This is a genomic window from Pseudomonas cucumis, from assembly GCF_030687935.1.
GTDB lineage: Bacteria > Pseudomonadota > Gammaproteobacteria > Pseudomonadales > Pseudomonadaceae > Aquipseudomonas > Aquipseudomonas cucumis.
The window spans coordinates 2,234,257-2,255,632 of record NZ_CP117454.1 but is presented as its reverse complement, the minus strand read 5'-3'; the positions used below and the strand labels follow the sequence as shown (position 1 = coordinate 2,255,632).

Sequence of the window (21,376 nt, the reverse complement as noted above, 5' to 3'; positions counted from 1 at the left end):
CCTCGTCATCAGCAAGGGTGACGCCCGATCATGAAGGCGCTATCAGGATCCGATGTCACCGGCAGGCCTGCGGCGACCAAGCCTTGGCGCAGAGATTTCATCAGGCGATCCGGCACGCGCATCGCCGGAGCACGCAGTGGGCCGCCGTTGAAGCCGGCGAGCCAGTCCTGGTATTTCCACATCGTGCGATTGAGTACCCCGGTACCGCCGGCATAGGTTTGCGCGGCGGCGCCGTTGGCACTGCGTGCCGGATTGACCTTCCAATACAGTTCCATCGCCTCTTCGAAACGGCCCGTGCGCGCCAGTTCGAAAGCTTTCGGGTAGTAGTCGCTCATCCATGCGGTGTTGCTGGTGCCGGAGAACTGCAGCTTCATCAGACTCATCAACGGGATCGCGTCAGCTTCGATCGGGCAACTGATCACCACCTGATCACGGAAGTGGTAGTACATCTCGCAAATGCCCGCCGGCAACGGAAACCCTTGCTCCGACTTGATGGCCGCGATGTTCGGACAATCGGCCAACAGGCGACGAACCAATTCCAACGACATACCCGCCGGATGCACGCGTTCAAAGCCCCAGAGCGGAATCGGGAACAGCATGACGGCAAGGTCCGTCGCGTCGCAGAATGCCTTGGTGTAGTCGTAAATCTCCTGCTCGCTGGTCGGCCAGAACTGCGGCGGGTAGGACAGCAGGACGATGTCCGCACCGGCATTCTCGGCGAGCTTCACCGCTTCGATATTCTCGGCAAGCGTGCCAAAGGCCGCGTGAAAGAACAGGATCAGGTCCTTCCCCGACTCACGCGCCCAAGCGGTGAATTGCGCGTTTTCCTGAGCAGAGATTGCCAGCTCGCTGCACAGCAATGTGCTGCTGTAGGCCAGGCCAACCGTATGTTCGATGTCGTGGCGTATGCCACGCTCATTGAGGCGCTTCAGATCAGCACTGAAGCTTGGGATGGTGACAGCCGAGCAGCCCACCAGGTTTTCACGAGCCCAGGCACGGGCATCCGCTTTCTTGTAAGTGGCCATGATGATTTTCCTTCGGACAGTGGAGGGGTTATTTCGAGACAGGGACAATGCTGGCGGGTAACTCGATACCGAGGCCTTGTTGCCTGGCGCGCTCGTACAGCGCTTGCGCGATGACGACGTCCTGCAGCGCCGAGCCCACCGATTTGTAGAGAACGATGTCGCTGTCGTTCTGGCGCGGGGTGACACGACCCGCCACCAGGTCCGACAGCGCGACCAATTTGTCGGCGACATAAACGCCGGCACTGATCGCCGCAATGGCGTCACCTGTATCGTGGAGTACCTCTTGCGGCATATCGGCGACGATGCAGACGGCTCGCTCCATCGTGACCGGGTCAACTTCCCTTTGCTCAGGCAAGGTGGAACCCAATGACACGACCGTGGCACCCGGGCAAAGCCACGCGCCTTGCAGTACCGGAGACTCGTCACGGCTGCGGGCGGCACAAATCACCACATCACAGTCCTGAACGGCCTCTTGCGCGCTGTTCACCGCCTGGATATCCAGCCCTGGCTTGAAGCTTTCGGCAAACCGCTCGCGGCTCGCAGGCGTTGGACTGAACACTTGGACATGGGCCACATCGCGCACAGACTTGAGGCAATCAAGCGCACCGCGCGCCTCGAACCCCGAGCCAATCACACCCACCCGCAGAGCACGCTTGGGCGCCAGCAAATCGACCGCCAGCGCAGCGGTTGCCGCGGTACGCAAACCCGTCACCCGATTGCCGTCGATAAGGGCACTGAGCGCCATGGTTTGCTGATTGAACAATGCGATCAGGTAGCTGGCGCAGCGTGCCCGCATGGAGGCCGCGATCAACTTGCAGCCCATATGGCCGCCAGAGGGGGGTACAGCGGTCAGACTGCGCAACCAGATGCCATCGCCGCGGGCCATGGAACGAGGCGGCACCATGGCATCCGATGCAGGGCGTGCATACGCCTCGGCGAGCGCGGCAACGGCGGTGCTCCAGTCGGCGAGCGAGGCCACATCGGCGTCGCTGAGAAAAAGCGTCGGGGCAATGACTTGGGGCTCTTGAGCGTGATGCATATCGCTAACCTCGCAATCGGGGATCAGTCGTTGGTTGACTGACACCCTACGAGGCGCGCCCCCCACCGAATACTGCTGGGGATCGAAAGCAGCTATCGCTTAAATCGATGGCATCGCCAGACTGCAGATCAACCGTCGCACCTCACGGGAAGCACGCGTTACAGGGCGACGGGGCGACTCAACCAGCACGACGAAGCGTTCAAGGACCGGCTCGACGATCCGCGATGAGACCAGTCGCTGATTCAGGGAGCCCGGCAGCACAGAAGCAATTGCATAGCCGCCACCGGCCGCCACGACTTCGTACTGGAGCTGGACCGAGTCGGCTTCCACGGCAACGCACAACTCCACGCAATGCTCAGCGGCCAGATGATCGAGCCTGGCTCTCAGCAGATGGGGACGCCCAGGTACGACCAATGGCAAACCCGACAGTTGTTTTAACGCGATATCTCGATTGGCGAGGAGCGGATCGACAGCAGGCCCCACCAGATGCAGGGGTAGCCTGGCCAGTAAATGGGCGTCTGCGATACTGGCCTCACTCTCGCGCAGCACCAACGCCATATCCAGACGACCATCGTGCAACTGCTCTTCGAGTTGAGCGCTAGCGCCCTCGATCAGATGCAACCTCACCCCTGGCATCTGGGCGCGCACCGCCGAAAAAAGCGTCCCCGCAAACTGACGCACCGCGGAGGGCAACATGCCTACGACCACCTCGCCCACCGGTTTGCCACGCAGGTTGCGAATGCCATCGGCAAGGCTTTCAGCGTCCGCGAGAAGGCCCGATATACACGGCAACAACTGCTCCCCAAACTCGGTCAGGACCACCCCGCGTCCAGTTCGATGAAACAGGCGCTCGCCACATTGCGACTCGAGCAAGGCAATATTGCGACTCACCATGGACTGCGGCATATCCAGCAATACTGCCGCTTTGCTGAGACTTCCAGCTGCCACGACACGTACGAACAAGGTCCAGCGAGGATCGATGATCGTTAGCGCAGTGGCAGGATACGGCGAGGCCGTACCCGGCACAGAGGCACTCTGAATGTCTTTGTCAGTCGTCATGTCATCAGCTCTTGGCGGGCTTGATGCAGATACTCGCGACTGTCCTGAAGATGAAGGCGCATGGCAGCGCGCGCGCATTCAACGTCCTGATTGAAGATCGCCTGATAAATCTGCTCGTGCTCGCTTTGCATGCGCTGTTCGTAATGCAAAGGCTCATCGTGAAACAGACGCGCAGAATCCAGTCGGCTGCGCGGGATGATGACCTCGCCCAGGTTGAGCAGTGTGTTGACGATATAGTGATTACCTGTCGCCTGCACAATGTTCAAATGGAACCGAAAGTCCAGCGCTGCCCGATCATTGATGCCGACTGCAGCCTGTCCAAGCTGATCGAGAAGCGCCCGCAACTCACCCAACTGCTCCGGGGTACGTCGCTGGGCGGCGAGCCCGGCGGCTTCCACCTCAAGACCGATCCGAAACTCCATGATCGCCAGCGAATCGATGACGATGCCGATCGTAGCCGGGTCAATGAATGTCTCCAGCGATAGCGCGCTGCCCCGCACAAATGTCCCGATACCATGGCGCGTCTCAACCATTCCAGCGGCCTGTAGACGTGACATTGCCTCGCGCACTACCGTTCTGCTGACCCCATGCTCAAGCATGATGGCCGCCTCGGTGGGCAACTTTTCACCGCCACGTAGTCGCCCCTCAAGAATATGCGTTGAGAGCAGAGCCTCAAGCCTCTGAGAAAGGCTACCGCGTTTTTTTCCACCGTCCGCTGGCACGCTCATTCTTCAAAAATCGCTACGGCGCGGACGAAACCGGCCGAAGCGTGCCTGATCTTGTAGGGGAAACAGGACACCTGGAAACCATGGGCCGGCAGGCATTCCAGGTTGGCTAATTTCTCCATCTGGCCATAGCCGATGTCACGTCCGGCCTTGTGCCCTTCCCAGATGATCGAGGCGTCGCCCGTGGCGGCGAAGCGTTCGCGCGTGTACTTGAACGGCGCATCCCAGCTCCAGGCATCGGTGCCGACCACGCGCACGCCGCGCTCCAGCAAATACAAGGTGGCCTCGCGGCCGATGCCGACCCCGGCATCCAGATACCCTGGCTGGCCAAACAGCGCACCGGCACGGGTGTTGACCAGGACAATGTCCAACGCCTGGAGCACGTGGTCGATACGGTCCAGCTCAGCTTGCACTTCGGCGGCGCTGACGACATGGCCATCCGGTAAATGACGAAAGTCCAGTTTCACGCCCGGTTGCAGGCACCAGTCCAACGGCAGTTCGTCGATGCCGAACGCCGGCTTGCCACCGTCCGTGGTCGAGGCGTAGTGCCAAGGGGCATCCATATGCGTACCGCTGTGCGTCGTGATCTGCAGGCGCTCGGCCGCCCAGGATTCGTCGCCGGGCAGTTGCGCCTTGGACAGGCCGGGAAACATCGCGGCCATCTCCGGCCAGCCTTGCTGATGGTCCATGTAGTCGATTTTCGGCAGCAACGGCGGTGGATCGGTGTAGGGGTTGTTGTCCAGAGTGACGGACAGGTCCACCAGGCGGCGTTTAGTTGATTGCATTTTCGCTCACTCCAAGCGCCACCCGTCCACGCGCACGACGCGTCGGGGTAGCCGCGTTCAAACTGTTACGTATCAAGGCGCCAGCGGAACCGTCATGACGAAAGCCAAGGGCGCGGGATTGGGGTGTTTTCATCGCCGGAAAATTGCCGAACAACGCTTGCAGCCCAGCATCCGGAGCGAAGCTGATCAACCCGCGGCGTTCCTGACCGTAGGCCGCGGCCAAGGCATCGATGACCTGGGCAATGGACAGGTGCAACAGTGGTAGTTGCCAGACGCGTGACTCGCCGATTGCGTCGGCCGGCAGTTCGGCGGCCCGTAGCAGGTTATCCACGCAACACCGCACGGACATCCACCATGCCTGCGCCTGCGGCGAGACCGGGCAGCAATACGGCTGGCCTTCGGCGAAGGCGTGCAGCAGGTCGCTCATGAACGCGGAACGCAGTCCATTGGGTTCACGTGGACGCGCGACAATACCGGGCAGGCGCACGGCACGGCCGTCCACCTCGCCTCGGCGGGCAAGGTCGTTGAGCGCCATTTCCACCATTGCCTTGTGCGTACCGTAGCTCAACTGCGGGTGCGGCACGGCACGCTCATCCATGCGCGCCGGCAGGTCACCGCCGTACACCGCCACGCTGCTGGCATACACCAGCACCGGCCGGCCAGGCTGCTCGCGCAACTGGTCAAGTAACTCCAGGCTTGCCAGCAAGTTGACCTGATAACCCAGCGAGTACTGCTCCTCGGCTGCACCACCGGGGATGCTCACCAAATGGAACACCACATCAATGCCATCGGCCAGGGCGCGCCGCAGCAGCGCGGCATCGGTGACGCTACCGCAATGACGGCGCAGGCGCTTATCGTCGGCAAAACCCGTCAGCTCTTTATCCAGCAGGATCAATGCGCTGATCGGCTGGCCTCGCAATCGATTCGTGTCGAGCAAGCGCTGCGCCAGTGCCCGCCCGACAAAACCATTGGCCCCGGTAATCATCACGCGCATGAGCGGTCTCCACTCACGACACGCTGGTCAATCGCGCCAAAGACCGACTGCCCTTGCAGGTCGATTACTTCCATGCGCACGCGGTCGCCAAAACGCATGAAGGGGGTCTGGGGAGCACCTTGCTCGATCATCTCAACGGCACGACGTTCAGCGATACAGGCAGCGCCAACGCTGGGGTCGGCATTGGAAACCGTGCCCGAACCGATCACGCAGCCCGCCCTGAGGCGCCGGGTCAGTGCCGCGTGAGCAATCAACTGATGAAAGCCGAAATGCATGGCACCGCCATTGGCGTGGCCAAACCACTGACCGTTCCAATCCACCCGCAGCGGCAGATGCACACGCCCATCACGCCAGGCTTCGCCCAGCTCGTCAGGGGTCACCGCCACCGGGGCAAAACTCGATGAGGATTTGGCTTGGATAAAACCGAAGCCGGTCTTCATTTCACGGGGGGCGAGCGCACGCAGGCTGACATCGTTGACTTGCACAATGAGCCGAATATGGTCGACGGCGTCTTGCGCCGAGCAGCCCATGGGGACCTCATCGACCAACACCGCGAATTCACCTTCGAAATCGATACCATGGGTTTCACTTGGCAGCACGATGTCGTCATGGCCCCCCAGAAAGTCGTCGCCACAGCCTTGATACATCAGCGGCGTGTGTTCAACGCCTTCGATCGGATCAAGCCCGAAAGCCTTCTGCATCCGCTCGCCATGACTGAGGAAAGACGAGGCATCCAGCCACTGCCAGACGCGCGGCAAGGGTGCGGCGGCTTGCTGCGGATCAAAGGCGAAGGCACCGGTCAGCGTGCCTTCATTCAAGGCGTCATACCGCGCGCACAAATCGGTTTCGACGCTCGGCCATTGCTCAATGGCATCCTGCAGCGTCGCGGCAATATCGCTGGCATCCACCGCCCAGGCCAAGTCGCGCGACACCACCAGCAGGCGACCGTCGCGGCTGTGATTCTTGAGAGTACTGAGCTTCATGCTTGCTCTCCTTGCAGCTCGGGCGCGAAGCGGCCATCGAGCAGCACGAAGAGCATGCGGGCCATCTGCTCGGTGCGATTGCTCCAGGCGTGGTTGGTGCCTCGCTGCACGACGATGTCACCGCGCTTGAGATGCACCTCCTCGCCATCAAGCACCAGCCAGACCTCGCCCTCGGTGACCACGCCGTAATCGAGGGTTTCGGTGCGGTGCATCAGCTTGTGCTTGGAATCAGCCTGCCCCGTGCCGGCATGAGCCTGGCCAATTTCGGCGAAGGCCGCCGCCGCATCCTCGGCGCTGACCTGGTTCTGCACGCTGTCAGGCGGAATATCCACCACGCGGATGACACTGCCCAGCGGTGCCGGACTCAATTGAAGCGGTTTGCAGGTGGGGTCGTCGCCGTTGTCCAGCACGGCCGGGCTGGCGCCACTGTTCCAGATTTCATGGAAGACCGTGCCGGGTACGGCCTTGAGCGGGAAGCTGTTGGGCGTCGGTCCGCTGAGCGCGACCACCGCCTGGCCCTGGGCATCGTGCCCGGTGACCACGCGTTTGAAACCAGGAAGTTGTTGCATGTTCGACTCCTCAATCAGTTGGCGAAGCGCGGCAGCGGGTAAAGATGGATTCATGAAAAAACCTTAGAGATCGAGCACCAGTCGGGCGCTCCTGGCACGCGAGCAACACGGCGTGAACTGGTCGTTGCGGGCCCGCTCGGCATCGGTCAAGAACATGTCGCGATGGTCCGGCTCGCCTTCCAGCACGCGCGTGATGCAGGTGCCACAGATGCCCTGCTCGCAGGACAAAGGAATATCGATACCCGCCTCCAGCAGCACCTGGGCAACGCTGAGCGTGGCCGGCACCTGGAAACACTGTCCGGTGCTAGCCAGTTGCACCTCGAAGCCGCCCGCCTCACCCACCGAAGCAGCGGCAGCGCTAAAGTACTCACGGTGCAGTTGCGCCTCGGCCCAGCCCTGTTCGCGCGCCGTGCCAAGCACGTGCTCCATAAAGCCGTTAGGGCCACAGACATACAGGTGACGGTCACTGGCCGGCGCGGATAAAACCCGAGCGCTGTCGAGGCGTTGGGCATCCTCGCCATCGTCCACATGAACGTGTACGCAATCGGCAAACGCCGAATGGCGGATGTATTCAATAAAGGCCATGCGCTCGGCCGAGCGACCGCAGTAGTGCAGCTCGAAAGGCGCGCCGATCCGCGCCAGGCGCTCGGCCATGCAGAGGATCGGCGTGATGCCGATACCCCCAGCGAACAGCACGCTGTACCCGGCCGCATGCTCCGGCGGGAACAGATTGCGTGGCTCACTGATGCGCAGCTGGCTGCCTTCGTGCACTTGTTCGTGCATGGCCTGCGAGCCGCCGCGAGACGACGGGTCGAGCAACACGCCCAGCAGGTAGCGGTGGCGTTCTTCGGAGTGATTGCACAGCGAGTACTGGCGCACCAGGCCGTTGGGTAGGTACACGTCGATATGCGAGCCGGCGCTGAAAGCCGGCAGGATGGAATGCTCGGCCGGGGCCAGTTCAAAGCTGTAGATGCCTTCGGCTTCGCGACGCTTGCGGGTCACAACGACATTGATCATCACTGGCTACCCATCGGCTGTTCAGCGGCGATCAACCGACGCAGAACACGTCGGCAGCGCACGGCCCCCGCATCGACCGCCAGCAGCACCGGGTTAAGGCCAAGCAGTTCAACCTCGCCAATCTGGCGCTGTTGAGCCTCGACCATGGGTTTGTCTTCACCGGCGAAAATACCGATCAACATGTCCTGGACGAAGGCATTCAACTGCGCGTTGTCCTGCTCGAAACTGCGCGTGTTGGCAAAGAAGTAATGGGTGTTCGTCGCGTCCTGCGGTGTCATGAGATGCAGGTTCCATGTCACGGGCCCCTCTTCCCTGGGGTGCCCTGGAGGCGTAGCGCCACTGCCCAGCAGCATCAAGCCGGGTGCGTGCCAGATGACCTCGGCCCAGACGTCCGCCCGGGTCGGATCTTCAAGGTGAGCGCCGAAAGCCGGTGGAGGCACATCATCGGGCGCCCACCAACTGATGTGCACGCGATCGTTGGACAACTCCTCGATGGTGGCGCGCGTGCGGGACAACGCTCCGCCACCGAGCGTATCGGGGTGCAGGAAATCGACGTGGCTCAAGTCCATGATGTTGTCGGCCAGCAGCTCGTAGTGCGCGCGCGTAGGCAAATACCCGTGCCCCTTGGCATGGGTTGGCGCCTGCTCGAAGAAGGAAAAATCAGGGATCAGCGCATCGTTGGCCAGGCTCGGATCGCCAGGCCAGACCCAGATCGCCCCATGGCGCTCAGCGACCGCGAACGCGCGAACACAGGCGGCCTTGGGGATACTCCCATCGCCGTGGGGATTGTGCGTACATTGGCCACTGCCATCGAAACGCAAGCCGTGGTACGGACACTGAACGCTGTCGCCGACAATCTTGCCCATGTGCAGCGGGGCAAAACGGTGAGGGCAGCGATCAGCCAGAGCCTGGATGGCGCCCTGGCTATCGCGAAAGAACACAATGGGGCGCTCGACAATGGTTCTGCCAAGCATCTCGCCTTGCGCCAGCTCGTCCGCCCACCCAGCGATGTACCAGGTGTTGAGCAAATAACTCATGATGTCCTCCTCGTTTTTCTTATTTTGATAAAACGTCGAATGGGCCAGATCAGCTATCAGGGTCCACGGCGACAGTGGCGGGAAAAGCTGCCCCGCGGCCACGCAGCCGAATGCACGCCAAGGCCACCAATAGTTGAAGGACCGCAACGATCCCCAGCGCGGTTGGCAAAGCGCTGCTCACCCCACCGGTAATCGCCAGCACCACCAGCGGGCTGGCGAACTCACCGGCAAAGAACATCGCCGTGAAGCCGCCGGCGGCTCGACCGCGCTGCTGGAAGTCGATCTGGGCCATGATCCAGGTGAGCAGGGTCGGCATCATCAAGCCGATGCCCAGGCCGTTGATCAGCACGGCGATCACCACCAGTCCATGACTGTCGGCCACCGCTAGCAGCCCGCCACCGATACCGGCCGCGACGAAGGCCAGGAACACCTGTCGGTACGCCGCTACCCTCCTGAACAACCGGAAACTCAGGGCGCCGACCAGCACGCCGAACTGACTGGCGCCCATGGTCATGCCGATCTGCTGCGACCCTTCGACATGCAGCAGGTTGAGCAGGTAACCGACTTGTACCGGCACGATAAACAGGCTCAAGCCAGCCAGGAATGACAGGGCATACAACGGAGCCAGGGGGCGCCAGGGGAATGCCCTCCTCACCGCCGCTGTCGCCGTGACGACCTGGGCGCGCGGTTCCCACAGCAACCAGACCATCAGCGGCAGAAACACCAGCCCTAGCCCATACAGGGCAAACGGGGTGCGCCAGCCGTGCTCGCCGAGCACGCCGCCCACAGCAATGAAAATCGCCGCCGACAACGAGGTCGCAACCATTTGCAGGGCGAACATGCGTTCACGCCGCGCGCCGCTGTAGTAGTCGCCCATCATCGTGGTGCAGCAGGTCATGATCGCCGCCTCCGCCACGCCGATGCCCGCCCGGCTGATAACGATGACCTGCAGCGAGTCCAGCCATAGCGGCAGCACGCCACAAAGGGTGTAGAGAAACATCGCACCGATCAGCAACGGCTTGCGCCCGAGCCGGTCGGCGATGATCCCGGCCACGGGTGCCAACAGCGCAATCATCAACGCCGGTAGCGTCAGGGCAATGGGCACCAGCACGGCCACACCCGAAGTGTCGACGAAGTGCTCCTGCATACGCGGCAGTATGGGGGCCAGCAGCACCGCGCCGAGCACCGGCAGGCAACTGCCAAGCAACAGCAACAACGACTGTGGCAAACTTGCCTGGCGTTCAACGCTCATCGTGCACCTCCGATGGTTGGGCCGCGCAAAACGCCATGCCAAAGGCGCTCAAGCCGGCGATAAGGTCAAGCCATAGAGGCTGCTGGAACAGATACACACGAGGCATGGGAAAGTCCTTTCTTGTTGTTATGACGCGACGGGATTAGCGGCCGCCGTTGTCGCTTGATCACCCGACGTCAGGCGCAATGAGTGCTTCACGCAAGCCCCCTCCTCGACTACGGCAGGCATCAGCGGCACGCTCGTCGAATGGCTGGGTTTAGCCTCGGCCTGCCCCGTGCTCACCCGTTTGCTCGGCAACAGGAAGTGGGCCAGGGCCGGCAACAGCACCAGCGCACCGACCATGTTCCAGACGAACATGAAGGCCAGCAGCACGCCCATGTCGGCCTGGAACTTGATCGGCGAAAACATCCAGGTGGCCACGCCGATAGCCAGGGTCACACCGGTCAGCATCACCACCTTGCCGGTGGACAGCAGTGCCCGGTAATACGCCTGCGACAGGCTTGTGCCCTGGCGCATATGACCGAGCAGGATGCTCATCACGTACAACGCATAGTCGACGCCGATGCCTACGCCGAGGGCGATCACCGGCAGGGTCGCGACCTTGACGCCGATGTTCAGCCAGACCATCAGCGCCTCACAGAGGATCGATGTGAGCATCAGCGGAATCACCGCACAAATCGTGGCGCGCCAGGAACGGAAGGTGATCAGGCAGAGCAGGATCACTGCGCCGTAGACCCAGAAGAGCATTTCGCGATTGGCCTGCTTGACGACAATGTTGGTCGCCGCCTCGATCCCGGCATTGCCAGCGGCCAGGAGGAACTGGACCTCGTCGGTATTGTTCGCCGCAGCGAACTGTTCGACGTGATCCACCAGGCGGCTGAGGGTTTGCGCCTTGTGGTCGGAGAGGTAGACGTACAGTGTCAGCAGGCTGCAGTCTTCGTTGTAGAGCCCGCGCGGCGCCCCGGCGGTGACCATGTTGAGCATCGCCTGGTTGTTCTGCAGCTCATACCACTTCGGGCTGCCTTCGCTGAGGCCGACCAGCATCCGGCGGTTAAGCAGCGCCAGCGAGTTGGTCGAATCAACCCCTGGCAAGGTGCGCAACTGCCAGTCGAGGGCGTCGACCTTGCGCAGGATGTCGTAGCGCGAACAGGCGCTGGCTGGCGTCTTGACCATGACCGCGAACAGATCGCTGCTGGCACCGTAGTGATGGGTCAGAAACGCATCATCCTGGTTGTAGCGCGAGTCGGCCCGCAACTCGGGCGCGCCGGCATCGAGATCACCGACATTCAATTGCAGGCTGACCACGAAGCCGACCGTCGCCAGTGCCAGGCTCAGGGCAATGCACAACGCCGCCCAGCGCCGCTGGGTGAACAGGTCGAGAAAGCGCCAGAAGCCGTGGCGACTCAGGCCGGCTTGTTCAGCATGCTCGCTTTTGAGACTCAGGCGCGCGGCGCGGCGGCTGACGCCAACATAGGAGAGCAATACCGGCAGCAGGATCAAATTGGTGAAGATCAGCACCGCCACGCCGATACTGGCGATCATCGCCAGGTCCTGGATCACCTGGATCTTGATGATCATCAGCACCGCAAAGCCGACCGCATCACACAGCAACGCGGTGAGACCGGCGAGAAACAGACGGCGGAAGGTGAAGCGCGCGGCGACCACCCGGTGCATGCCGCGCCCGATGTCCTGCATGATGCCGTTCATCTTCTGGGCGCCATGGCTCATGCCAATGGCAAACACCAGGAACGGCACCAGCACCGAATAGGGGTCCAGTTGATAGCCCAACAGCGGCAGCAGGCCGAGCTGCCAGACCACCGCCACCAGCGAGCAGAACACCACCAGCAAGGTGCTGCGGATGCAGCGGGTATACCAGTAGAGCACCACGGCGGTGATCAGAATCGCCACGGCAAAGAACACCAGGATCTGCCGCAGGCCGGCGATCAGGTCACCGACTTTTTTGGCGAAACCGGTGATACGAATGTCGATGCTGTCGCTCTGGTATTGGCTGCGCAGCGACTCCAGTTGTTGCGACAGCTTGGTGTAGTCCAACGGTTGGCCGTCGGGGGTGCGCTGCAGCAGGGGCACATGGATGATGCTCGATGCCTGATCGAACGCCACCAACTGGCCGATCTCGTTGGACAGTTGCACGTTGCGCCGCAATGCCGCGAGGCTGGCGGCACCGCCATCGTAGTTGTCCGGAATGACCGGCCCACCGTCCAGGCCCGCTTCGGTCACCGCCACCCAGCGCGTGGCCGGCGTCCACAGCGACTTCATGTACGCGCGGTCGACACCGGGCAGCAGATAGATCTTGTCGCTCAACGCTTGCAGCGTCTTGAGGTAGGCGCTGTCGTAGATGTCGCCCCGCTTGTTGACCACCGCGATGCGCACCGAGTTACCCAGCCCGCTCAGTTCCTTCTGGTGCTCAAGGTAGTTGGCGATATAGGGCTGATGGGTGGGGATCATTTTTTCGAAACTGGCATTGAGCTCGACACGACTGGACTGCCAACCCAGCACCAGCGTGGTCGCCAGGCACAGCAGCAACACCCACAGGCGATGGTTGAACAGGGCTCGCTCGAGCACCGAACCGGAACGCGGATCAAAGTCTTCGAACGCATTCGCGGGGGACTGGGAAAAATTACCAGGGGACGTCATAACCTCACTCCGAAGCGGCAGTGGATGGCTGCGCAAGACGCTGCAGCCCGGTGAAACCGGCAACGATCAAGCTGCCATCGGCGGCCTCGATCACACTTGAAACAGGTTTGCCCAAGGGCTCGCCCAATGGCTGCAGCGTCGCCCCGTTCTGCTCACCATTGAGAAACAGCGCGCCACCCTGGTTGACCAGCAGCACTTGGCCGCCGGCCAGGCGGGTGGCGTCGTTGAAAGAAATCGGCATAGGGACAGACAGGTGGTGGAAGCTTGCGCCACCGTCATTGGAGATAAAGGCGTTGCCCCTCAGTCCGCCAACCAGCAGGGCGCCATCGGCGCGGCTCTGCAAGGTGAAGAAACTACCTTCATAGGGGCTTTCCAACTGGCTGAACGAAACCGCGTCGTCATCCGAGCGCGCCAGGTAACCCTGCTCGCCAGCCAGGAACCAGCGCGCCCCCTGGTGACTGATGGCGTACAAGTGCATTCCGTTCGGGTTGGCGATATGCCCCATCAGCGACTGCCATGTGGCACCGCCATCCGTGGTCCACAGCGCCAGGCCGTAGGCACCGACGATCAGCCCGTGTTGTGCGTCGATGAATTCGAGTGCCAGGAAGGGTTTGTCAGCGCCATCGGCAACGAGACGCTCGGCACTTTGTACACGTACCAATGCGTCATCCGGGTTGGCAGCGGTGGCCTGGTCAGCCTTGGCTGCGTCCAGTTCGAGCTGAGCCGCACGCGCACCGTCGAGTTGCAGCGTCCAGTGCTCGCCACCATCGCGGGTGACCAATACCACGCCAGCGTGACCCACTGCCCAGCCATTACGCGCATCGACAAACTGCACCGCCGTCAGGCTGACCGAAACCGGTACCGGGGCCTGACGCCAGCTTTGCCCATTGTCGTCGGAGAGCAGCACGAGGCCGCGCTCGCCCACGGCCACCAGACGTGTGCCGGCCCGCGCCAGATCGATCAATACGCTCTTCTGCGCAGCCGGCACCGGCATGGCCGGGGTACTCAGCGGCGCGCCCACGGCAGTCGGCCCTGCCAGGCACTCGCTCGTGGCGAAGGGCAAATACAGGGCCAAGAGCAAAGAGCCCGCCTGACTGATTCTGTTCATAACCTACCTCGGAAAAACACTCGCACCCGAGGGCAGACCGACAGGTCTGCCCTTCACTCTCAGCTCAGACTTAACGCACGCCGCGCCCGGCCATCGCCGCTGGCGAGAACTCCGAGGCCTTGTAGCGATCAACCACGCGATACTGTTCCGGCATTCCGGCGTAGAGGTTCTGGATAAACCACGCACCCGAGGTCAGGTCATAAAAACCGGCAGACAGTTGCACCAGACCTGGTAGGTCGGGCAGCACGGAAGGCAGAGACCACAGGGTCTTGGCCAGTTGACCGCTGGCATCCCAACGGTCGCCAAGCAAGGCCTGCCAGGTGTCTTCGTCGAGGTAGTAACGGCCTTTAGGCAACTGGTGGCGCTTGCCCGCCGCCAATGTCGACTCGACCACCCAGACGCGGTGCAGCTCCCAGCGCACGTAATCAGGGTTCAGATGGTGCTTGCCTAACACGTCTTGCGGCTGGCCAGCGGTCTGCGCCTTGTTGGTGTTGTAGGGGACATACATCTCCTGCTTGCCCACCAGTTTCCAGTCGAACCGGTCCGTACGTCCCCCCCACACGCTCAATTCGTCGAATGACATAACCCCGGCGGTGGCCGGCGTAGGTGTATCGCAGCAGGCGTTGGGCAGCGTGCGCACACGGCGCTGGCCGCTCAAATAGACATGGGCCTGGGATTTGTCGCCGTTGAGGTTCTCACGCCCGAGGATCTGCTCGCCGGCACGAATCGCCGGGCCGAGATTGACAAAGTGCACCAGCCAATAATCACCCGCGAAGGTTTCTGGCGTGCCTTCCTCGAAGTAGTAGGGCATTTCCTGGGACAACAGACCGTCGCTCGTCATCACCTGATTACCGTCCGCGGTCATCAGGTAGTGGCGAAAATGCATCGCCAATGAGGTACCGCGCCAGTTCAGCACGTGGTTCCATATGGCTTCGGTACCGTTCTGTGGAATCGGGAACGGAATACCACCATAGGCACCTCCGGGTATCAGACCGGCACTGCTGTCGACCAGTTTGGCGCGGGTCGCATTCTTGATCGTGTTGTCATAGACCCACTGCGGCGCGGCAGCCGTGCGCCGGGTCGGATAGACATCGATGCGATAGGTGTCCGGGAAGCGCTTGAACAGCTCCTTGGTTCCGTCGCTGAGCTTGTCGGCGTGCTTTGCCAGGTTCTGCGCGGTGATGCTGAATAGTGGTTTGTCCGCGGCAAACGGATCGCCGCGCTTGCCGCCCGGCTTATAGGCCGGATCGACTTTGGTGTAGCCACCGTCCCAGGCCGGGATGGTGCCGTCGGCATTGCCCGCTTTCTCGGCGCCGAAGGGCGTCAGGGTCTTGCCCAACGCCGCCGCTTGTTCGGCGCTGGCAGCCAGGGTCATCGGCGCGGCAGCGGCCAGCAGGGTTAAGCACAAGGCCTTTAGAGTGAACTGAATGGTCATGTACGAATCCTCTTAGAACGTGGTCTTGACGGAGAAAGCCAGGTAGTCCCGGTCTTTCAACGACTGCTTGTAGTTGAAGTGGTTGGCGGCATCGAGCGTGGTGTCCTCGGGGCCGTAGAAGTGGGTATAAGTCAGTCCCACGGTCACTTGGTCCAGATAGGTCGCGGTGACGCCGATGTTCATGTCACCGCCTTTATCCGGGCCGAACCCGCTGACCGCGGCCGACTTGCCCATGGGGAAGTAACTGATGCCCATCGGAATACCGATATCCACGCCCGGGAAGAACTGGCGATAGGTAGGCGTGTACACCAATCTGAAGCCCAGACCGTCATCGGTGGAGTTAGGGTCAAGGGCCGCGCGGTTCTTGGTCACGGACAGCACACGGTTCCAGGCCATCTCCCCGACCAGACTGGCTTCATTGGCGATGAAGGAAGGCCCCAGCGATGCCAGCACATTGAGGTTGACGTGGGCCGTCCGGCCAACGGCGTACAGAGCGTCATCGTTGTTGTCCGCCTCGACGCCCGGCAGGACGGCCTGGGCGCTGGACACCAATGGCATGTTCCAGCGCGTCGATGCCTCACCGGCAAAGCTGTATTCGCCCACGGTGGTGGCGAAGCTGGCCCCCAGGACGCGAATATCTTCGGGATAAACCCAGGAGTATTCACCGATTTTCCCAGTACCGAAGTCAGGCCCGGTGGCATTCGGTTTCAAATACAACGCTGGCGTTTTCTCGTGATACTGGAGCGCATACAGACCGTAATCCACTGTCCCGGTAGTGTATTTGAGCTGCAGACCGCCTTGGCCGGAGTTCCTGGCTTTCTTGTCTTTGCCATGGAAGAACGCTGCCGGGCTATCGGCATTACCACCAAGGAAAGCCGGGAATGGCCCGCCAGCGATCAGTCGCTCATTACCTTCGCCGATGGTATCGCTGGTGGAGAAGTAGCTGCCGGAGCCAGGCAAGCGAGTTTCTTCCCACTCCAACTGGTAGAAAGCGCCCAACGACATGTCATCGGTCAGTTGGTAGGAGGTCGATAGCTGGTTGACCGGACGGGTGATTTCCTTGAACTGGGTATTGGGCACCGATTGCGCCTTGACCACGTCCACCGGCGCCATGGCACCGGCAATGCCGTTGGCGCCGAAGAACAGGCTCTCACCCCAGATCAGGCCGTGGCGTCCCGCGCGAACCGACAAGGCACGGTCGGCCAGCTCGCCGTTCCAGTAGACAAAGGCATCCAGCAGTTCGCCATCGCCACCGTGCAGATGACGAGTGTCACTGGTGAATTCGTCGAAGCCCACCGAACGTTGGTTGGCACTGGCCGCGTCGTTGTTGTCGTTGCGGTCCTGGTAGACGGTGTCGTACCAGGCGGCACCGCTCAGACGGGCACCGAAGTTGTGATAACCAATGTCCATTTCGGAAAGAATATCCAGACGATTGGAGATCAACCCCTTGCCGAAGTTGTGATCGCCGTCATTCTGGTTCAACGCCGTCTGCCCTTCGCTGAGTTTGCTGCTGGGGTCTTTCAGGCGCCAGGCCGCGCTGTACTTCAGCGTGTTGTCCCAGCGCAAGCTGAGATCGGGATTGCCGGTGTCGATCTGAAAGGCCTGGGCCGCCGAAGCGCCAAGCCCCAGGCTGGCCGCAAGGGTCAAGGTGAAGGGGACGCGCCGCGACGCAGCGAACTTGCGAGTAGCCATCGAAGTAATCCTCATTATTGTTGTTGTATGTCAGCTCTTCTGGTGAAACCGCGCCCGCAGTCGAACCGGGCCAAACCTGCACGGGCATGAAACATCCATGGGAGAGTGAAATCAGTCCTGCCGGCGCCTCAGATGGGCTCTGCCGTGACTTCGAGCATCCGCCTGACCAAGCCGATCCGGTCGAAGCTGCGGTCATGGGCCATTTCCTTGTCACCGGCCAGCACCGAGCTTTCGCTGATGAATTTGCAGCGCTCATAACGGCGCGCCATGAAGCGTTCGAGCTGCTGTTCAACGCTGCCACCGGCGACCAATTCTTCGCCAAGCACCACGGCATCCTCGATGGCCATGCCGGCACCCTGGCCCAGGTGCGGCGTCGTGGCGTGCACCGCATCGCCAATCAGCACAACACGGCCGCGGAACCAGGGCTCGCTGACGAACACCACCTCCAGAGGCTTGTAGACCACCCGGTCGCTGTCGGTTATTTGCTCGCGCAGTTCACCGATAAGCCCGGTGAAACCACTCAGGCGCTGGCGCATCTGGGTCGCCAGCGTGGCGGCATCCATCCTGGGGTTGGCGGGCTCGTGGGAGGTCATGAACAGGTACATCTGGTCGTGGCCCAGCGGCACCAGCCCGGCATTGCCGGCGGGGCCCTGGAAGGTCGCTAGGTGATCGATTCCGGCGGCGCGTGGAAAGTTGTAGCGCCACACCGATTGGCCGGTGAAGCGCGGCAGGTACTGCTCGCCGAACAGCAAGCCGCGCATTTGGGAGTACAGGCCATCGGCGCCCACCACCAGGTCGTAATGGCCGCGACTGTCATCGGTGAACAGCACATCAATGCCCTCGCCCACCTGCTCCAGCGTCTCGACGCTCAGGCCCAGACGAATCGAGGCACCCAGAGAAATGGTGGTTTCGCTGAGGACTTGATGCAGGGCCAGGCGCGAAATGCCGACGTTGGCTGGATACTCGGGGCCGGCCAGGCGCTGGCCAGGGATTCGCGCCAGCTGTTCACCGGCGGTGGTATTGATGGTCACATCCTCGAACGCGTAGGCGGCGTCCAGGTAGCCGTCCAGCACACCCAACTTGGCCATCTCTCGCACGACATTACTCTGCTGGATGATGCCAACGCCGTAGACTGTCCACTGCGCCTTGAGCTCGACAAGATCGACTTCGATGCCCTGGCGACGCAAAGCGATTGCGGCGCATAGACCACCGATACCACCACCGACGATAAGCACCTTTCTCACTGCGTTCATGCTCGTCTCACTCTTATTCTTGTTATTCACGCTAGCGTTCTGCCGGAGCGATCCCAGGCTTCACGACCGGCTGTTTCTGCACGCATTCGCTACCGTGTTGTGTTCACTTTCTCGGCAAAGCAGGCGTTTGACTAATCGCATGTAGGGATACGATGTATCAGCAACCGCGATACCTTAATTAAGGTGCACACGCCTCCAACTGACCCGCTTCAAGCACCAGCCAATCGGCCTCGGCATGCCATCGCAGCGCACTCAGGCTTTGCCCCAGGCACGGCCCGTAGACGCACAGGCCACTGTCTGGAAGGAACCGGGCGCCATGGGCGTAACAGATGATCTGGCTGCCATCGACGCTGAGAAAACGATCCTTGCGGTACTCCAGGCGCACCTCTAGGTGCGGGCAGCTGTTGCGATAGACCCGCACCTCGCCGCCATGGCGCAGGGCAAATACGCTGTCCTTCCCCGTACCCAGAGGATCGAACCCGAGGGCCTGCCCTTCGACCAGTTCATCCAGGCGACAGAGCACAATGGCGTCGTGACTCATGGACGACCTCCGCACTCAGGCCTGCTTGGGCGGTGGGCCGCTCGGGAACCATTTTTCCCGGGAAGTGAACAGGAACAATTGCGAGTTATCCGCCGACAACGGCGCCTGGCGCGCTTGCCAGGCGTCATCGTGCTTGTCCATGTCCGCGTCGTATTCGATGTGGCAGCCCAGCGGGCTGTTGAAGTACCAGAACCAGTTGGAACCGAAGAGGTGACGGCCCGGCCCCCAGAAGCTGGTCCAGCCTTGCTGCTCGAAGCGGCGCCCGGCCAGCAGCACTTCCGTGCCGCTGCCCATGTGAAAGGTGAAGTGCTCGCAACCCTTCATGTGCGGTGGCGTCTGGATCATGAACAAGCAATGGTGGTCATCGGAACCGGCCGGACGCATGAACGGGCCTGCGCCAACGAAGGTGTCGGTGGTCATGAAACCCAGGCGTTTGTAAAAGGCCTCGGCCTTGGCCGCATCCGGCACGAAATACACCACGTGGGAAAGGGTTCGCGGCAAGGCCTGCATATCGAGGTTGATGCCCGGTTGGTTGACCGGGCGCTGGGGGGCATGGCCCGGTGCATTGGTCAGGTCGGCTGGCGCGCTGTACGGGCGCCGCACACTGATCTGGAAACCAATGGCAAACCCCATGTCGTCCACACTGTGCACGGAGCCATCGGCGCCGCGGGTCACCAGACGATCGCGCCCCAACTCATCGGCGATGGCTTCAAGATCAGCCACGCTGGCCACGCCATAGACGGTTTCACGAATCGAGGGGGCAGGCCCGATGGCCGCCGGCAGACTGGCATCGTCTGCACGACGGATAATCACCGCAGTGCCGTCGAGGGCTTCAAAACGACCGCCCTCGCTGTCGACATCGACAGGTAGCAAGCCGTAGTCACGCAGGCAATGGGTACAGGCTTGAATGTCGTCGACGCCAAAAATCAAGGCATCAAGGCCGATGATGTTCATTGTTACCACTCCATTGTAATTATTCAGCGCAGGCCAGGCACCCCGCTTACGGGAGCAATGCCAGGCGGTGCGATGCAGAGGCTGGTCTTGGAGTCGATAAAGCGTCACGGCCAACCGACTGTGGACTGATAGTGATGGGGTAAAAACTCACTGACTAATCGCTTGTGGGGATGCGACCTATCGGCAAATGCGATACCTGGCTGCACAGCGCAAGTGGCGTGGAAAATCGAACAGGCATCGCTCGATTCGCCCGCTCACGGGACTTGACGCCGCGATAGGAAGGTCGGAAGGTATTTACAAAATAAATACAAGAATCGAGACCGCCATGCGTTTTAACCACTTGGATCTCAACCTCCTGGTGGCGCTTGATGTGTTACTGGAAGAGCAGAACATCACCCGCGCCGCCGAACGCCTGCACATGACCCAATCCGCCACCAGCGGCGTACTGGGCAGGCTGCGCCTCTACTTCGAAGATGAGCTGCTAGCGCAGGTCGGACGCAAGATGCAGCCCACGCCTTATGCCCGCGAACTGGCGGCGCCGGTGCGCCAGGTACTGCTGACGATCCAGTCCTCGATCACCGCCAAACCGGTGTTCGACCCAGCCACCAGCAAGCGCCATTTTCGCCTGATCACCTCGGACTATCTGATCAGCGTTCTGTTTGCCCGGGTGATCCAGAAAATCTCCCTGGAAGCCCCGCACATCACCTTCGAACTGCTCGGCCCCGGCGACACGTCCACCGAAATGCTGATGCGCGGTGAGGCCGACATGATGATCGTGCCTGAGCACTACCTCATCGAAGGCCACCCATCGCAGCTACTGTTCGAAGAAGAGCATGTTTGCGTCGTGTGGGACGGCAACACACTAGTGGGCGACAGCATCAGCCTCGATCAGTACATCGAGATGGGCCATGTCTCGGTGATTTTTGGCCGCAACCGGCAACTGAGCGTCGAAGAATGGCTGATGAGCCAGTACGGTTTCACCCGTCGCATGGAAGTGGTGACCCACGACTTCAACACCTTGCCGCAGTTGATCGTCGGCACCCAGCGCGTCGCCACCATGCTCCAGCGCATGGCCCGGCTCTACGCCAACTACCTGCCGCTGCGCATCTTGCAGCCGCCGGTGAAAATCCCGGTGATGCGTGAGTTCATGCTCTGGCACCGCACCATGGAGGGGGATCCGATGCACCGTTGGCTGCGGGCGAAAATCAGTCAGATCATCAACGAACTGGAGCAGTAGTAGCGGCCATTACTCG

The 21,376-nt window shown here is 61.6% G+C and carries 19 protein-coding genes; 1 reads left to right on the top strand and 18 read right to left on the bottom strand.

Features of this window, described 5'->3' with window-relative positions:
* Nucleotides 1-8: 8 nt before the first annotated feature.
* The 18 genes from PSH97_RS10325 to PSH97_RS10240 all read right to left on the bottom strand — a co-directional run bounded on the left by PSH97_RS10325 (nt 9) and on the right by PSH97_RS10240 (nt 20,123).
* The gene (locus PSH97_RS10325; RefSeq protein ID WP_305449077.1) at nt 9-1,025 is read right to left on the bottom strand and encodes a dihydrodipicolinate synthase family protein; all 1,017 of its coding nucleotides are present in this window, start codon (nt 1,023-1,025) and stop codon (nt 9-11) included.
* Between the two features lie 28 nt (nt 1,026-1,053).
* The gene (locus PSH97_RS10320) at nt 1,054-2,064 is read right to left on the bottom strand and encodes an ornithine cyclodeaminase family protein (protein ID WP_305449076.1); all 1,011 of its coding nucleotides are present in this window, start codon (nt 2,062-2,064) and stop codon (nt 1,054-1,056) included.
* A gap of 99 nt (nt 2,065-2,163) precedes the next feature.
* The gene (locus tag PSH97_RS10315; protein ID WP_305449075.1) at nt 2,164-3,123 is read right to left on the bottom strand and encodes a LysR family transcriptional regulator; all 960 of its coding nucleotides are present in this window, start codon (nt 3,121-3,123) and stop codon (nt 2,164-2,166) included.
* Nucleotides 3,120-3,851: a FadR/GntR family transcriptional regulator gene (locus PSH97_RS10310; protein WP_305449074.1), complete on the bottom strand. Its 732-nt coding sequence runs from the start codon at nt 3,849-3,851 to the stop codon at nt 3,120-3,122. The genes PSH97_RS10315 and PSH97_RS10310 overlap by 4 nt, the downstream gene beginning before the upstream one ends.
* The gene (locus PSH97_RS10305) at nt 3,848-4,633 is read right to left on the bottom strand and encodes a cyclase family protein (protein ID WP_305449073.1); all 786 of its coding nucleotides are present in this window, start codon (nt 4,631-4,633) and stop codon (nt 3,848-3,850) included. The genes PSH97_RS10310 and PSH97_RS10305 overlap by 4 nt, the downstream gene beginning before the upstream one ends.
* Nucleotides 4,620-5,627, bottom strand: coding sequence for an NAD-dependent epimerase/dehydratase family protein (locus tag PSH97_RS10300; protein WP_305449072.1), 1,008 nt, complete (start codon nt 5,625-5,627; stop codon nt 4,620-4,622). Before PSH97_RS10300 ends, PSH97_RS10305 begins: the two co-directional genes overlap by 14 nt.
* Nucleotides 5,618-6,610, bottom strand: coding sequence for a fumarylacetoacetate hydrolase family protein (locus PSH97_RS10295; protein WP_305449071.1), 993 nt, complete (start codon nt 6,608-6,610; stop codon nt 5,618-5,620). The genes PSH97_RS10300 and PSH97_RS10295 overlap by 10 nt, the downstream gene beginning before the upstream one ends.
* Nucleotides 6,607-7,179, bottom strand: coding sequence for a cupin domain-containing protein (locus PSH97_RS10290; RefSeq protein ID WP_305449070.1), 573 nt, complete (start codon nt 7,177-7,179; stop codon nt 6,607-6,609). The genes PSH97_RS10295 and PSH97_RS10290 overlap by 4 nt, the downstream gene beginning before the upstream one ends.
* A 63-nt stretch (nt 7,180-7,242) precedes the next feature.
* On the bottom strand, nt 7,243-8,196 hold the full coding sequence (locus tag PSH97_RS10285; RefSeq protein ID WP_305449069.1) for a PDR/VanB family oxidoreductase: 954 nt from the start codon (nt 8,194-8,196) through the stop codon (nt 7,243-7,245).
* On the bottom strand, nt 8,196-9,233 hold the full coding sequence (locus tag PSH97_RS10280; RefSeq protein ID WP_305449068.1) for an aromatic ring-hydroxylating dioxygenase subunit alpha: 1,038 nt from the start codon (nt 9,231-9,233) through the stop codon (nt 8,196-8,198). Before PSH97_RS10280 ends, PSH97_RS10285 begins: the two co-directional genes overlap by 1 nt.
* Nucleotides 9,234-9,282: 49 nt before the next feature.
* Nucleotides 9,283-10,485: an MFS transporter gene (locus PSH97_RS10275; protein WP_305449067.1), complete on the bottom strand. Its 1,203-nt coding sequence runs from the start codon at nt 10,483-10,485 to the stop codon at nt 9,283-9,285.
* 126 nt (nt 10,486-10,611) lie between these two features.
* Entirely contained in the window at nt 10,612-13,140 is a 2,529-nt protein-coding gene (locus PSH97_RS10270; RefSeq protein ID WP_305449066.1) for an efflux RND transporter permease subunit, read from the bottom strand.
* Nucleotides 13,141-13,144: 4 nt separating this feature from the next.
* On the bottom strand, nt 13,145-14,248 hold the full coding sequence (locus PSH97_RS10265) for a WD40/YVTN/BNR-like repeat-containing protein (RefSeq protein ID WP_305449065.1): 1,104 nt from the start codon (nt 14,246-14,248) through the stop codon (nt 13,145-13,147).
* A 70-nt stretch (nt 14,249-14,318) separates the two neighbouring features.
* Entirely contained in the window at nt 14,319-15,683 is a 1,365-nt protein-coding gene (locus tag PSH97_RS10260) for a DUF1329 domain-containing protein (RefSeq protein WP_305449064.1), read from the bottom strand.
* 12 nt (nt 15,684-15,695) lie between these two features.
* Nucleotides 15,696-17,375 (bottom strand): DUF1302 domain-containing protein, encoded by a 1,680-nt coding sequence (locus tag PSH97_RS10255; protein WP_305449063.1) that lies wholly within the window; start codon nt 17,373-17,375, stop codon nt 15,696-15,698.
* A 128-nt stretch (nt 17,376-17,503) separates the two neighbouring features.
* Entirely contained in the window at nt 17,504-18,628 is a 1,125-nt protein-coding gene (locus PSH97_RS10250) for an FAD-dependent oxidoreductase (RefSeq protein WP_305449062.1), read from the bottom strand.
* Between the two features lie 178 nt (nt 18,629-18,806).
* Nucleotides 18,807-19,169 (bottom strand): Rieske (2Fe-2S) protein, encoded by a 363-nt coding sequence (locus tag PSH97_RS10245; protein ID WP_305449061.1) that lies wholly within the window; start codon nt 19,167-19,169, stop codon nt 18,807-18,809.
* 15 nt (nt 19,170-19,184) lie between these two features.
* Nucleotides 19,185-20,123 (bottom strand): VOC family protein, encoded by a 939-nt coding sequence (locus tag PSH97_RS10240; protein WP_305449060.1) that lies wholly within the window; start codon nt 20,121-20,123, stop codon nt 19,185-19,187.
* 325 nt (nt 20,124-20,448) lie between these two features.
* On the opposite strand from PSH97_RS10240, the gene PSH97_RS10235 reads away from it, so the two are divergent.
* Nucleotides 20,449-21,360, top strand: a complete 912-nt coding sequence (locus tag PSH97_RS10235) for a LysR family transcriptional regulator (RefSeq protein ID WP_033034185.1) — start codon at nt 20,449-20,451, stop codon at nt 21,358-21,360.
* Nucleotides 21,361-21,376: the final 16 nt, after the last annotated feature.

Coding starts and splice junctions, on each gene's coding strand:
- PSH97_RS10325 (WP_305449077.1), bottom strand. CDS start 1,025: ATGGCCACTTACAAGAAAGCGGATGCCCGTGCCTGGGCTCGTGAAAAC.
- PSH97_RS10320 (WP_305449076.1), bottom strand. CDS start 2,064: ATGCATCACGCTCAAGAGCCCCAAGTCATTGCCCCGACGCTTTTTCTC.
- PSH97_RS10315 (WP_305449075.1), bottom strand. CDS start 3,123: ATGACGACTGACAAAGACATTCAGAGTGCCTCTGTGCCGGGTACGGCC.
- PSH97_RS10310 (WP_305449074.1), bottom strand. CDS start 3,851: ATGAGCGTGCCAGCGGACGGTGGAAAAAAACGCGGTAGCCTTTCTCAG.
- PSH97_RS10305 (WP_305449073.1), bottom strand. CDS start 4,633: ATGCAATCAACTAAACGCCGCCTGGTGGACCTGTCCGTCACTCTGGAC.
- PSH97_RS10300 (WP_305449072.1), bottom strand. CDS start 5,627: ATGCGCGTGATGATTACCGGGGCCAATGGTTTTGTCGGGCGGGCACTG.
- PSH97_RS10295 (WP_305449071.1), bottom strand. CDS start 6,610: ATGAAGCTCAGTACTCTCAAGAATCACAGCCGCGACGGTCGCCTGCTG.
- PSH97_RS10290 (WP_305449070.1), bottom strand. CDS start 7,179: ATGCAACAACTTCCTGGTTTCAAACGCGTGGTCACCGGGCACGATGCC.
- PSH97_RS10285 (WP_305449069.1), bottom strand. CDS start 8,196: ATGATCAATGTCGTTGTGACCCGCAAGCGTCGCGAAGCCGAAGGCATC.
- PSH97_RS10280 (WP_305449068.1), bottom strand. CDS start 9,233: ATGAGTTATTTGCTCAACACCTGGTACATCGCTGGGTGGGCGGACGAG.
- PSH97_RS10275 (WP_305449067.1), bottom strand. CDS start 10,485: ATGAGCGTTGAACGCCAGGCAAGTTTGCCACAGTCGTTGTTGCTGTTG.
- PSH97_RS10270 (WP_305449066.1), bottom strand. CDS start 13,140: ATGACGTCCCCTGGTAATTTTTCCCAGTCCCCCGCGAATGCGTTCGAA.
- PSH97_RS10265 (WP_305449065.1), bottom strand. CDS start 14,248: ATGAACAGAATCAGTCAGGCGGGCTCTTTGCTCTTGGCCCTGTATTTG.
- PSH97_RS10260 (WP_305449064.1), bottom strand. CDS start 15,683: ATGACCATTCAGTTCACTCTAAAGGCCTTGTGCTTAACCCTGCTGGCC.
- PSH97_RS10255 (WP_305449063.1), bottom strand. CDS start 17,375: ATGGCTACTCGCAAGTTCGCTGCGTCGCGGCGCGTCCCCTTCACCTTG.
- PSH97_RS10250 (WP_305449062.1), bottom strand. CDS start 18,628: ATGAACGCAGTGAGAAAGGTGCTTATCGTCGGTGGTGGTATCGGTGGT.
- PSH97_RS10245 (WP_305449061.1), bottom strand. CDS start 19,169: ATGAGTCACGACGCCATTGTGCTCTGTCGCCTGGATGAACTGGTCGAA.
- PSH97_RS10240 (WP_305449060.1), bottom strand. CDS start 20,123: ATGAACATCATCGGCCTTGATGCCTTGATTTTTGGCGTCGACGACATT.
- PSH97_RS10235 (WP_033034185.1), top strand. CDS start 20,449: ATGCGTTTTAACCACTTGGATCTCAACCTCCTGGTGGCGCTTGATGTG.